The sequence below is a fragment of the Streptomyces sp. NPDC057617 genome (assembly GCF_042800555.1).
Lineage (GTDB): Bacteria > Actinomycetota > Actinomycetes > Streptomycetales > Streptomycetaceae > Streptomyces.
In genome coordinates this window covers 726,802-739,637 of sequence record NZ_JBHVGV010000001.1, presented here as the reverse complement: position 1 = coordinate 739,637, position 12,836 = coordinate 726,802, and the positions used below count along the sequence as shown (strand labels likewise).

The window sequence follows — 12,836 nt, the reverse complement described above, 5'->3', positions numbered from 1 at the left end:
GGCCAGGGCCACGCGCTGCCGCTGGCCGCCGGAGAGGGACCGCCCGCGCTCGGTGACCGTCGTAGCGGCGCCGTGGGGGAGGGCTTCGGCGACCTCGTCGGCGCCGGCCGCGGCCATCGCCGCCGCCGTGATCCGCGGGAGCCCTCCGGCGCCGTCGGGGGACCGCCGTACAGCGGCCGACACATTGCCGGCCAGTGTGCCCTCGAACAAATCGGCGTCATGCCCCGCGACCAGCAGCACCCGCCGGATCTCCGCCGGGCCCAGGGCGGTCAGGGCCACACCGTCCAGCTCCACCGCCCCGGCGTCCGGATCCGCCACCCGCCCCAGACAGCCGAGCAGCGCCAGCGCGTCCGCCGGATCGGCGGCCACCACCCCGAGCAACTCACCGGGCGCGGCCTCCAGTTCGACATCGCGCAGAGCCGCGTACGAGACGCCCCGGAGCCGGACATGGCCGCGTACCGGCATCGGCAGCGCATCCAGGCCGGGCTCCACCGCAGGAGGGGCGGCGAGCACCTTCGCGATGCGCGCCGCCGAGGAACGCCCCTGGGCGAACTCCGCGTTCACCCAGCCGACCACTTCGAGCGGTCCGAGCAGGAACAGCGCCAGCCCGACCGCCGAGACGAGCCCGCCGAGACTGATGTCGCCGCCGGCTGCCAGACGGCCGCCGATCAGGGCGACCAGGGCGATGAACACACCCGTCAGTCCGAGGGTCATTCCTTTCTGCCAGGCGTGCGCCCGGGTCGCACGGAGGGTGGCGGCCAGCGAGGCACGGCTGGCGGAGCGGTAGCGGGCGACGGCCGCGGACTCGGCGCCGATGCCCTTGAGCACCCGCAGACCGGCCGCGAGATCCGCAGCGACCGCCGACGCCTGCCCGGCCCGGTCCTGCTCGGCCTCACTGCGCCGCTCCAGCGGCCCGCTCAGCAGATGGCCGAGCCACAGCAGCAGCGGTGTGCCCAGCAGGACAACAAGGCCGAGCGGTACGGAGATCCAGAGCAGGGCCGCGGCGCTGACGCCCAGCGCGGCCAGCGCGGCCACCGCCTCCATCACCGCGACGTTCACGGCGCCGACCCGTTTGGCGTCCTCGGTGGCGGTGTTGACCAGGGCGCCGGGCAGCCCCAGCGCCTCGGTGCCGCCGCCCGGATGCAGCACGCGGCCGACCAGCGCGATCCGCAGTTCGTGCGAGGCCGCGACGGCGGCCCGTTCCGACAGCCGCGCACCGGTGCGGAAGCTGAAGGAGAGTCCGACATACGCGACGGCCAGCGCTCCGGTCCACCACCACAGCGCGGCCCCGTCGCTCCTGGCGACGGCCCGGTCGATCACCAGGCCGATGAGCACCGGGATGAGCGCCTCGCCCGCCTGATGCCCGGCCGCGAGAAGTGACGACAGGGCGACATCGCGCCGTTGTCCCTTCACCGCATGTCTCAGGACATCCCGCCCCGCCGGGCCTTCAGCCCCCACCGCACCCCTCCGGCTCCTGAGATCCCGCCCATCAGTCAGGCCCGCCAGGCCTGAAAACTTAGGTAAGGCTACACTAAGTTATCGCGGGTGGCCACTGTCTGTGTCCCGGGGTCAAGGCGTGGTACGTGCTGTCGAGGCCGAGTTCCCTTTCGATCACCGGCACACAATTGTCATCCGCGGCGGAAGGTTACGCGGAAGTCAATATCCTGTGGCATTTTCCGCTCCGCGGCGGAATAGGGGGCACCGGATTCTTTCGGACTCGCCCGGTCTTGGTGAAGGAAGAGAAATCGCCATCGGCCGGGTACGCGGTAAATCCCCGATGGGTATCCTGCGATGACGGGGTAACCGAATTGAAAAGGGGGAAACGAAATGGACGATCCGCCCGTGTCGGAGGTCGGGGAGGAGGCTTCCGCGGATGTGACCGCGGAGGCGTCGGGGCCGGAGTCCGGCGAGGAGGGGCCCGGAGCCGAGGGCGGTGAGGGGACGGGGACGGAGGACTGAGCCCCGGCCGGAATATCGGCGGGGAGCGGTGGACCGGGCGGATGCTCAAGGCACGCTGGATCGTTCGCGGGATCGTTCGACGCGCTCAGAACCATCAGGCGAGAGCGGGACGGGATCGTGGGACGAGAACGGGACGGGATCGTTCAACGCGTGCACGGATCGCGGACGGTGCGGCAGTCCGTGGTCTCCGCCCGGTCGGCCAGGGTGAGTTCAGTACGGACCGCCACTCACCCCGAGCCCTCCGCGAGGACACCATGCCGCAGGACATCGACTTCCACCTCCCTTTTGAGCTGCGCACCAGCCCCGATGTCGAGGGGGCACGCACCCGCAGTCTGATCTGGGCCCGGCAGCAGGGCATCGCCACCTCCCCGCTCGACGAGCAGCGGATCCGCCAGTGGGACATCGCGGAGCTGATGGCCAAGTGGGCGCCGTCGGCCGAGGGCCCCAGCCTGGATCTGACGGTGGACGCGGTCGTCGCATGCACGGTGTACGACGATCAGTTCGACGACCGCCGCCTCCACTCCGCCGAGGAGCTGGACCGGGCCGTCGCCGATGTGCTCGGTGTGATGCGCCCCGGGGAGACCTGGCCCGAGCGGATTCCGGAAGCACCGCTGTACCGCGCCTTCGCCCATGTGTGGTCGCGGCTGGCCTCGGGCGCCACGCCCGACTGGCAGCGGCGTACGGCCCGGCACTTCCGCTGGTTCATGGAGGCGGGCGCGGAGGAGTCGCGCGACCGGCCCGCGCGGAAGATGCTCGGTACCGAACAGTTCATTCCGCTCCGCCGCAGGTCCGGCCTGGTGTACGCGATGATGGATCTCAGCGAGAAGGCGTACGGTTTTGAAACCTCCGCCCGGGCGCGGGAGATGCCCGAACTGTGCCGGATGCTGGACATCACCAGCGATTTCATCACCACGGCCAATGATGTGCACTCCCTGGAGAAGGAGGAGTCACGGGGAGATCCGTACAACTACGTCCTCGTGGTCGAGCACGAGCTGGACTGCGGGCGGCGCGAGGCCCTGCGTACGATCGCGGACCTGGTCGGGGACTGGTGCCGCGAGTTCACCGCGATCGAGCGGCGGCTGCTCGACGCCTGCCGGGCCCATGACCTGACCGGCCAGGAGACCGAGGCCGTCCTCAGGCTCTGCGAATGCATGCGCTCGGCGATGCGCGGTTACGACGACTGGAGCCGCTCGACGCAGCGGTACGCCCGGCCCGTACCGCCTGCCGAGCCCGCCTATTCGAGCCTCCTCTAGCCCTGGAACAGCTCTGGAGCCCGCCGCTCCTGGGCCGCCTTCAGGCGCTCGCTTCATCCGTTCCGCTTGCTTCGTCCGCTCCGTCCTCTCCGTCCGCTCCGGAGTCCGTCAGCCGCAGCGCCTCGTCGAGCAGCGTCTCCACGATCCGCGACTCCGGTACGGTGGCCACGACTTCGCCGCGTACGAAGATCTGGCCCTTGCCGTTGCCCGACGAGACACCGATGTCCGCCTCGCGCGCCTCGCCCGGGCCGTTGACCACACAGCCCATCACGGCCACCCGCAGCGGATGCGGAAAACCCTCGAAGGCCGCCTGGACCTGCTCGGTGAGGCGGTACACATCGACCTGCGCGCGGCCGCAGGAAGGGCAGGAGACGATCTCCAGACCGCGTTCGCGCAGGCCGAGGGATTCGAGGATGCTCAGACCGGCCTTCACCTCCTCCACCGGGGGCGCCGACAACGAGACGCGGATCGTGTCGCCGATCCCCTCGCTGAGCAACTGGGTGAAGGCGACAGCCGACTTGACGCTGCCCTGGAGCAGCGGGCCCGCCTCGGTGACGCCGAGGTGCAGGGGGTAGTCGCAGCGCCGAGCCAGCAGCCGGTACGCGGCCACCATGGTGCGCGGATCATGGTGCTTCACCGAGATCTTGAGATCGGTGAAGCCGTGCTCCTCGAAGAGCGAGCACTCCCACAGCGCCGACTCCACCAGCGCCTCGGGGGTGGCCCTGCCGTGCTTGGCGAGCAGCCGCCGGTCCAGGGAACCGGCGTTGACGCCGATACGGATGGGGATCCCGGCGGCGTCCGCGGCCCGCGCGATATCGGCGACCTGGTCGTCGAAGCGCTTGATGTTGCCGGGGTTGACCCGTACGGCGGCGCAGCCCGCGTCGATCGCGGCGAAGACGTACCGCGGTTGGAAGTGGATGTCGGCGATCACCGGGATCCGCGACTTGGCCGCGATGGCGGGCAGCGCCCTGGCGTCGTCGCCCGACGGGACGGCGACCCGTACGATCTGGCAGCCCGCCGCCGTCAGCGCCGCGATCTGCTGGAGCGTGGCGTCCACGTCCGCGGTGACCGTGGTCGTCATGGACTGTACGGACACGGGGGCGCCGCCGCCCACTTGGACATCGCCCACCCGGAGGGCGCGCGAGGGGCGTCGGGGCGGCTCGGACGGTTCGTACCGCCGCTCGGGCTCGTACCGCTGGTTCATGGCGGGTTCCTTCCGGACTACGGGGTGCGGGACGGCGGGGTGGGGGACGACGGGGTGCGGTACGACGGGGTGCGCAGCAGCCGCAGTACATGCGCGGTGATGCCTGCCTCGTCGAGGCCGTAGTCGCCGAGCAGACCGGCGCGGGAGCCCTGCGGGAGGAAGTCGCGCGGCAGCCCGAGAGCGCTCACAGGCGTGCTGACACCGGCCTCGGCGCACGCCTGGGCGAGCGCCGCGCCGGCTCCGCCCGTACGGCCGCCGTCCTCGACGCTCACCGCCAGCCGGTGGCGGGCGGCGAGCCGTACCAGGGCCGGACGCACCGGCAGGACCCAGCGCGGGTCGGCGACCGTGACCCCGACGCCCCGCCCGGCGAGCCCGCGCGCGGCGGCCACGGCCGGACCCGCCATCGCGCCGGCACCCACCAGCAGTACGTCCGGTGGCAGAGGCGCGGCACTGTGCAGGATGTCCAGGCCGTCGAGACGGTCCACCGCGGGCAGATCCTCGCCGGCGGAGGCCTTGGGCAGGCGCAGCGCCGTGGGTCCGTCGCCGGTGGCGACCGCCTCGCGCAGCAGCTCGCGCACCCGGGCGCCGTCGCGTGGCGCGGCGATCCGCAGGCCGGGCACCGCGCCGAGCAGGGTCAGGTCCCACATGCCGTGGTGGCTCGGCCCGTCCGGGCCCGTGATGCCCGCCCGGTCCAGTACGAAGGTGACCGGCAGCCCGTGCAGGGCGACATCCATCAGCACCTGGTCGAAGGCCCGGTTGAGAAAGGTGGCGTAGAGGGCGACGACCGGGTGGCGGCCGCCCAGCGCGAGCCCCGCCGCGGCGGCCACGGCGTGCTGCTCGGCGATCCCCACGTCGAAGACCCGCTCGGGGAACCGCTCGGCGAACGGCAGCAGCCCGGTGGGCCTGAGCATGGAGGCGGTGAGGGCGACCAGGTCCTCGCGCTCGGCACCCAGCGCCGCGAGTTCGGCGGCGAAGACGGAGGTCCAGGTGGGTCCCGGGGTGCTCAGTGGGGTGGCGGTCAGCGGGTCGACGCGGCCCACGGCATGCAGACGGTCGGCCTCGTCGTCCTCGGCAGGGGAATAGCCCTTCCCCTTGACGGTGACCGTGTGCACCACCACCGGCCGGTGCAGAGCACGGGCCTCGCGCAGAGCGCTCTCCACGGCCTCGACGTCATGACCGTCGACCGGGCCGAGATAGGCGAGACCGAGACCGGTGAAGACATTGCCGGTGCCGGGAGCGGGCGCGGCCGGCACGGCCCGGTTTCTCAACTCGGCCAGATGGGCGCCGAGTCCGCCGCCCGTCGGGGCGTACGAACGGCCGTTGTCGTTGAGCACCGCGATCACCGGCAGCTCGGCCGTGCCCAGGTTGTTGAGGGCCTCCCAGGCCATACCGCCGGTCAGCGCGCCGTCCCCGATGACAGCCACGACCGGGTCACGGATGCCGCTCAGGGCGCGGGCCCTGGCGAGGCCGTCGGCATAGCCGAGGACGGTCGAGGCGTGCGAGTTCTCGATCCAGTCGTGCGCGGACTCGGCACGCCGGAGATAGCCGGAGAGGCCGCCGCGCTGCCGCAGCCGGCCGAAGTCCTGACGTCCCGTCAGAATCTTGTGCACATAGGCCTGGTGGCCGATGTCGAAGAGAACGGGCTCGCGCGGCGAGTCGAAGACCCGGTGCAGGGCGACGGTCAGCTCCACCACGCCGAGGTTGGGCCCGAGATGGCCGCCGGCCGCGCACACCTTCTCGACGAGGAACTCGCGTATCTCATGGGCCAGCGCGGGCAGTAACCCGGACGGCAGGGCCCGTACGTCGTCAGGTCCCTCGATCCGGGAGAGCAGGCTCGTCGTACTGGTGGTGGAGGTGCTCATTGGGTTACCGTCCTCGGCGGGGCGAAACGCACATCTTCCACGGCGGTCTCCCGCTCCTCGACGTTGGTCGGCCCGAGACCTGAGAGCGCGTTCAGCACGTCGTCGACCAGGGAGGGCGGGGCGGAGGCGCCCGCCGTCAGGCCCACGGTGGCGGCCCCGGCCAGATCCTCGGGGCGGATGTCCGCGACGCTGTCGACCAGCTCGGCGGGGGTGCCGTGGCGCTCCGCCAGTTCGGCCAGACGCACCGAGTTGGAGGAGTTGGCCGACCCCACGACAAGGACCAGGTCGGCGTCGGCGGCGACCGCCTCCAGGGCGCGCTGCCGGTTGGTGGTGGCGTAGCAGATGTCCTCGCTGCCCGGCCCGCGCAGATGAGGGAAGCGCTGCCGCAGGGCGGCGATGATGTCGGCGGTCTCGTCCATCGCGAGGGTGGTCTGGGTGAGGTACGAGACCCGGTACGGGTCGGGCACCCGCAGCGTCTCGGCGTCCCGTACGGACTCCACGAGCACCGTACGGCCGGGCGCCTCGCCCGCGGTGCCCTCGGTCTCCTCGTGCCCCGCGTGGCCGATCAGCAGAACCGTGTCGCCCCGCTCGGCGAACCGCCGCGCCTCGCCGTGCACTTTGGTGACCAGCGGACAGGTGGCATCGACGACATCCAGGCCCCGTTCCGCGGCCACCCGCCTGACCTGCGGGGAGACTCCGTGCGCGGAGAAGACCACGGTCGCCCCGTCCGGTACGGCGTCCAGCTCGTCCACGAACACGGCGCCGCGCTCCTCCAGTTCACGCACCACATGGGTGTTGTGGACGATCTGCTTGCGCACATGGACCGGCGTTCCGTCCGTACGGCGCTCCAGCAGCCGTTCCACCACCTCGATGGCGCGTTCCACGCCCGCGCAGAACGAGCGGGGGGCCGCGAGCAGCACCGTGCGCGGGCGGCAGACCGAGCGCCAGGTGTCCAGAGCCGCTTGCAGTACGGGCAGTTCGGCGGGGTCGTCGGTGGCGGCGGCGAGCGCCATGGCCGGGGCGGATCCGGACGTACCGACGGGCACTTCGGTCCACAGGCCCCGGTGTTCCCGGTGACCGCCGGAAGCCCCGGAGCCGCCGCCGGTGTCGTCGGCGACGGTGAGTTCGGCCGTACGCGCCCGGATGCCCTTCCTGGTCAGGCTGCCCAGGAGCAGGGGCGCTCCGCGACAGGGCACCAACAGGCCGCCGTGCAGCCGGAGCCGGTCGGCCACCAGCACACCGCCGCCCGCGGGCCTGATCACATTCATCGGGTGGAAGTGCGGGACGCCGTCGCGCACAGCCGCTTCACTCATCTGCCTCTTCCGTCCGTCGAACGAATACATTCCGGATTGACATCACCGCAGGCCGGCGGCAGACGTCCCACCCAGGACCGCAGCGGTGGTACGACCAGGCGCCGGGCCAGGGCCAGTTGGTCCTCGGCGGACCGCCGCCCGGCCTTCGTCGCGCCGGTCACATCCGTCATCTCCGCGCCCCCTCGGGATCCACCGCCGGCCTGTCGCCGTCCGGTCCAGGTCCATTAACCGGCGTCCGGAAGGGTGTGAAGGGCCGTACGGGACGGCGGGTGCGTGAACGCGTTGCACGCGCCTGTACAGACGCTGGGCCACAGTGAACAATGCGACAGATCCACCTCCACGGACACTTGCCCCCATGAAGGAGATCGATGAGCAAATGCCGCGCAAAAGTCCCAATTCCCGGCTCGCGGCCCTGCTGACGGAGACGGGCATGAGCGGCGCGGAACTGGCCCGCGATGTGAACGCGCTGGGCGCCGCGCAGGGCCGGACCCTCCGTTACGACCGGACCTCGGTGGCCCACTGGCTCGGCGGGTCCCGGCCGCGCCCGCCGGTGCCCGATCTGGTGGCCCAGGCGCTGAGCCGTCGTACCGCCCGTCTGGTCACGGCCGAGGACACCGGTCTCGCCCAACCGGTGCCCGTCGCCCCCTGGTTCGCCCGCCTCGGCGCGGCCGGTCCCGATGCCCGGCTGGCCGTGCTCTGCCGCTCCGAGTCCGACCCCGGACGCCGTGGCCCGCTGCTGCGCTCGTCCTACGTACTGAGCGACCCCATGCCGGCCGACCGGACGTCACGGCGCCCCGACCGGGTGCCGCCGCGCCCCGCGCAGGCCACGGCCGGGGGCGGCGGGCGGACAGGTCCCCCGGCCACCGCGGCCACGGCGCAGACACTCGATGTCGTCGCCCGGCTGTTCACCTCGCTCTCCGGCGCGCACGGCGGCGGTCACGCCCGTACCGCCCTGGCCGCCTATCTCGCCGACGACGCGTGCGCCCTGCTGGCCGCGCCCGCCACCACCGCGGTCCACAGGGACCTGCTGGTCGGTACGGCGCGCCTGACCCACATCCTCGGCACCATGACCACCGACGCGGGCCACCACGGGCTGGCCCAGCGCTACTACCGGACCGCCATCGACCTCGCCCACGAGAGCGGCGAGAACACCACCGCCGCCATCACCCTGCGCGCCCTGAGCACCCAGGCGACGCTGCTCGGCCACCCGCACCACGCCCACCAGTTGGCCGAGGCCGCCATCGACACCGCGGGCCGTACCCCGGACCCCGCGGTACGCGCCTTCGTACACGCCCAGCGCGCCCTGACCCATGCCCATGAGCACCGGCGCCGGGAGGCGCTCGCGGATCTCACCGCGGCGGAGAGCGCCCATGACCGGGCGTCAAGTCCGCCGGGCCCGTTCACCGCCTATCCGCGTGCGGGGCTCGACTATCTGAAGGCCGAGGTGCTTCTGGCGCTGAAGGAGCCCGAGCAGGCACTGACCGCCCTGCGGGACGCCGTACGGCACCGCTCCGCGACCCAGCACAAGAGTTACGCCCTCACGCACGGACTGCTTGCTGAAACCTTACTGCGCATCGGTCATCTGGAGGCCGCCTGCACCCACTGGAACCAGTTCCTCGACCACTACCCCCATCTGCGCTCCGCCCAGGCCCGCCAGGCCCTCGACCGTCTCTCCGGCGCCCTCGCCCCGCACGGCGCCCAGCGACAGGCGGCGGCGGTCCGCAAGCGTGCGGGGGCATTTCTGAAGGCGGGCGACGGCATCTACTGAGCAGCTCGCCCAGCGCAGGTCAAAGGCGGTGCCGGCAGCCTCCGGCACCGCCTTTCCGCTGCGGCGGATCCACCAACGGGCGTTACGACGGGTCGATTTCGGCCTCGCAGGCGCGGATCAGCGCGAGGTGCGTGGCGACGACGGGACGCGCGGCCGCGGCCGCCGCTCGCACTTCGGCGTTCCCGCCCGTCTTGACCTCGGTGTCGATCAGGGCCAGCGCCCCGATGTGGCTGGTGGCCTGGTCGGCCAGCCAGGAGGTGTCGTACGCGTGTGTGCCCGCCTTGGCCTGTATGGCGGCAAGGTCCTCCTCCTGCGCCGCGGAGAGCCCGGCCGGGAGGGTGACGCCGAGTTTGCCCGCCAGCGCGATCACACCGGCGTCGAGCTTTCTGTGGTCGCGCACGATTCGCGCGCCGACGCTTTTCGTACAGGCCGCCCTGGCGTTCTTGCCCGCGTCCTCTCCTGCCGCGATCTCCGCCAGGTTCGCCTGGTGGATCGTCGTGAGAAAGGGCGCGTCGGTCGCGGCAGGGGTCTCGGCCGGGGCCGCCGCGAACGCGGACGGCGCGGATATGGCGGTCAGTGCCACGAGTATCGCGGCGGCGGCCATACGTCGTACAGCAGTCATCTGCGTCGCTCCCTTCGCCCGGTCCGGGGCACACGGAGATCGGCGTCGGACCGGTTTCTGAACGGGCACGCGAGTCGGTGTCCGGGTGATGATGCTTTCCCTCGCCACAGGGCGTGGTCACACAATCACTCTTTCCTCACACCAATGGCCGCCGCGTGTCGGCTTGCAAGCTCGGACGGTGGCGGTGGCGGAGCCGGTCAGGACAAGGCGTTCAACGCGTTCACTCCGTCGCGGCGGTCACGGGGTGGTGCTGTCCGTGGCCGCCGCGCAGCCTGCTGTACGGCTGCGGCGGGCCAGGGATCCGCCACCTACGGGAGGATGACCATGAGCAAGGAGACACGGGCTCTGCCGGTCCGGGCGGCCGGCCTGGCTTCCGTTCCCGTCGCACCGGGCGGGCTCCCGGTCCTCGGCCACGCGCTGTCCCTGTGGCGGCACCCACTGGAATTCCTGCGGGGCCTGTCATCGGCCGGCGACCTCGTCCGGATCGACATCGGAACCCTCCCGGTCTGCTGTGTCACACGTGCCGACCTGGTCCACGATCTCCTGGTCACCAAAGCACGCAGTTTCGAGAAGGGCCGGTTCTTCGACCGGCTCCGTCCGCTCGCCGGGGACGGTTTGGCGACCGCCTCCACGGAAGTCCACCGCTCGCACCGCGGACTTGTGCGGCCGAGCTTCCACCACGACCGGATCGCGGACTACACGGCCATCATGTCCCGGCGAACCGCGGCACTGACCGAATCATGGCGCCCGGGCGAGACCGTTGCGCTGGACGAGGTGTTCTGTGGCCTGGTCGGTGCCATCATGGCCGAGGCCATGTTCTCCGCGCCGCTCGGCCGGCAGGCCGAACTCGCCGTGCGCCGTGACGGCCCCGTCATCTTCGACAACCTGCTCGTCCGGACCCTGTTGCCACGCTTCCTGGACCGTGTCCCGGTCCCCGCCAACCGCAGGTTCAACGCCGCTTCCCGCCGTATGCGCACGGTCATCGACGAGGTGATCCGCGCCTACCGGGCCGACGGCCGCGATCACGGCGACCTGCTCTCCGCCCTGATGCTCGCGCGGGACGCCGATACCGGCCGGGCCCTCGACGACCTTGAGATCAGGGACGAACTCGTCACGATCCTGATCGGCGGAATCGAGGGGACCGCGGCCACCCTCGCCTGGATCTTCCACGAACTCGGCCGGCTGCCCGAGGCGGCGAGGCGGGTCCGGGAGGAGGCCCGGGAGGCCGCGCCTTCCGGGCTCATCCGCCATCAGGACCTGGGGCGTCTCGAATACACCGGCCGCGTCGTCGACGAGGCGCTGCGCTTGAAGGGAGTCCCTTTCCTGATGCGCCGCGCCGTCGAGCCCGTGGAGATCGACGGCGTCCGTCTCCCGGCCGGGACGGAGGTCGGGTTCAGCCTTCACGCCCTGCACCGGGACCCTCGTCTGTTTCCCGATCCCGAGCGCTTCGACCCCGACCGCTGGCTGCCGGAACGGCGGCACTCCCGCCCCCGGCACGTGTTCATGCCGTTCGGAGCGGGCAGCCGCAAATGCGTCGGTGACGTGTTCGCCCGTACGGAGATGATCACCGTTGCCGCCACCGTCCTCGCCCGCTGGGATGTCCGGCCCGTGCCCGGCCACACGGTCCGGGAGGTCACCTCGGCCGTGATCCGGCCCAACCGGTTGCCCGTGACGGTCGAGCCCGCCTGACCCGTATCCGGCGAAGAGAGAAGGCCGGTCCGTATGCAGGACAACAACAGCGTTTCCGCTGCCGGCGAATTTCCGTCCGAGGAGCGGCCGCCCGGCAGGATCGAGTTCGACATCCCGTTCCCGCCCCGGATGAATCCGCACCTGGCGCGGGCGAACACCCATCTCATCTCCTGGCTCACGGACTTCGACCTGCTGCGCAGTCCGGAGGCCACCGAGCATTTCCTGTCGTGGCGGCCCGCGGAACTGCCCGCCCGCTGGTATCCCGACGCGTTGGCGGACGATCTCGAATTCGCCACCGACCTGCTGGGCTGGCTCATGCTCCTGGACGATCAATTCGACGGGGACGTGGGTCACCGGCCCGACGCCGTCACCCGGATCCTGGCCCCCCTGACCGGAGTGTTCGACCGGCGTCAGGGCGACTGCCACGCTCCCCCTCCCGGCTCGTCGTCGGCCGCCAGGAACGCCCTGGCCGACCTGTGGGCCCGGGAACAGACAGGGATGAGCACCGAGTGGAAGGAGCGGGCGGCCCGGAACTGGCGCGATTACCTGATGTCCTTCGTCTCCGAGGCGGACAACCGCCGCAAGGGCCATGTCCCGGACACGGCCGAATACCTCGCGCTGAGAAACAGGACAGGCATCATGTATGTGCTGCTGGACGCGGCCGAGCGTACAGGCCGGTACGAGGTCCCCCCGCCGATCTACCACAGCGGGCCCTTCCAGGAGATGTACGGGTTGACCGTGCTGGTCGCCGGTATCGTCAACGACCTGCTGGGACTTGAGAAGGAAGAAGCGCGCGGCGATCCCCACAATCTCGTCCTCGTGCTCCAGCACCAGTGGTCCTGCCCCCGCCCGCAGGCCCTCGCGCGCGCCGTGCGCATGATCCGGGAGTGGACCGATCGGTTCCTGCGGCTCGAAGCGCGGATACCCGGCGTCTGCGACCGGTTGGGCATCGCTCCCGCTGATCGCACCGACGGATACAGGCTGATCGCGGACATGCGCGCCGCGATGCGTGCCAGCTACGACTGGTGCGCCGTCAGCAACCGCTACTCCGCGGAATCCATCGCCCTTCTGAGCGCATCGGGATGCCTCGACGACATCGTCACCGCCCCGCCCGCGCGATGACACCGCGGGGCCGGAAGATGAGCCCGTACGGCATCGCCGCCCGG

10 protein-coding genes are annotated in these 12,836 nt (G+C 71.5%); 5 read left to right on the top strand and 5 right to left on the bottom strand.

What is annotated here, in order from left to right; translation table 11 throughout:
• A partial coding sequence (locus tag ACFU9P_RS03355; RefSeq protein WP_384077518.1) for an ABC transporter transmembrane domain-containing protein occupies positions 1 to 1,458 on the bottom strand: 1,458 nt, incomplete at its 3' end.
• A 369-nt stretch (positions 1,459 to 1,827) separates the two neighbouring features.
• On the opposite strand from ACFU9P_RS03355, the gene ACFU9P_RS03350 reads away from it, so the two are divergent.
• Together ACFU9P_RS03350 and ACFU9P_RS03345 are read left to right on the top strand one after the other, a co-directional pair.
• Positions 1,828 to 1,959 (top strand): hypothetical protein, encoded by a 132-nt coding sequence (locus tag ACFU9P_RS03350; protein WP_376374633.1) that lies wholly within the window; start codon positions 1,828 to 1,830, stop codon positions 1,957 to 1,959.
• Between the two features lie 254 nt (positions 1,960 to 2,213).
• The gene (locus ACFU9P_RS03345) at positions 2,214 to 3,212 is read left to right on the top strand and encodes a hypothetical protein (protein ID WP_384077516.1); all 999 of its coding nucleotides are present in this window, start codon (positions 2,214 to 2,216) and stop codon (positions 3,210 to 3,212) included.
• A 40-nt stretch (positions 3,213 to 3,252) separates the two neighbouring features.
• On the opposite strand, the gene ispG is transcribed toward ACFU9P_RS03345, so the two are convergent.
• Genes ispG through ispH form a run of 3 tightly spaced genes read right to left on the bottom strand, consistent with a single transcriptional unit; the run spans position 3,253 to position 7,591 of the window.
• Positions 3,253 to 4,416 carry a flavodoxin-dependent (E)-4-hydroxy-3-methylbut-2-enyl-diphosphate synthase gene (gene ispG, locus ACFU9P_RS03340; protein WP_376374639.1) on the bottom strand — a complete coding sequence of 388 codons (1,164 nt, stop codon included), beginning with the start codon at positions 4,414 to 4,416 and terminating at the stop codon, positions 3,253 to 3,255.
• Positions 4,417 to 4,433: 17 nt separating this feature from the next.
• The gene (locus tag ACFU9P_RS03335) at positions 4,434 to 6,278 is read right to left on the bottom strand and encodes a 1-deoxy-D-xylulose-5-phosphate synthase (RefSeq protein WP_384077513.1); all 1,845 of its coding nucleotides are present in this window, start codon (positions 6,276 to 6,278) and stop codon (positions 4,434 to 4,436) included.
• On the bottom strand, positions 6,275 to 7,591 hold the full coding sequence (gene ispH / locus ACFU9P_RS03330) for a 4-hydroxy-3-methylbut-2-enyl diphosphate reductase (protein ID WP_384077511.1): 1,317 nt from the start codon (positions 7,589 to 7,591) through the stop codon (positions 6,275 to 6,277). The genes ACFU9P_RS03335 and ispH overlap by 4 nt, the downstream gene beginning before the upstream one ends.
• Before the next feature lie 355 nt (positions 7,592 to 7,946).
• On the opposite strand from ispH, the gene ACFU9P_RS03325 reads away from it, so the two are divergent.
• On the top strand, positions 7,947 to 9,359 hold the full coding sequence (locus ACFU9P_RS03325) for a tol-pal system YbgF family protein (protein ID WP_384077509.1): 1,413 nt from the start codon (positions 7,947 to 7,949) through the stop codon (positions 9,357 to 9,359).
• Positions 9,360 to 9,441: 82 nt separating this feature from the next.
• Here the strand turns inward: ACFU9P_RS03325 and ACFU9P_RS03320 are convergent, their stop codons facing one another.
• Positions 9,442 to 9,981 (bottom strand): DUF4142 domain-containing protein, encoded by a 540-nt coding sequence (locus ACFU9P_RS03320; protein WP_384077507.1) that lies wholly within the window; start codon positions 9,979 to 9,981, stop codon positions 9,442 to 9,444.
• Positions 9,982 to 10,305: 324 nt separating this feature from the next.
• Between ACFU9P_RS03320 and ACFU9P_RS03315 the strand changes: the two genes are divergently transcribed.
• Positions 10,306 to 11,670: a cytochrome P450 gene (locus tag ACFU9P_RS03315; RefSeq protein ID WP_384077505.1), complete on the top strand. Its 1,365-nt coding sequence runs from the start codon at positions 10,306 to 10,308 to the stop codon at positions 11,668 to 11,670.
• A gap of 33 nt (positions 11,671 to 11,703) precedes the next feature.
• On the top strand, positions 11,704 to 12,792 hold the full coding sequence (locus tag ACFU9P_RS03310; protein ID WP_384077503.1) for a pentalenene synthase: 1,089 nt from the start codon (positions 11,704 to 11,706) through the stop codon (positions 12,790 to 12,792).
• The last annotated feature ends 44 nt before the right edge of the window (positions 12,793 to 12,836 follow it).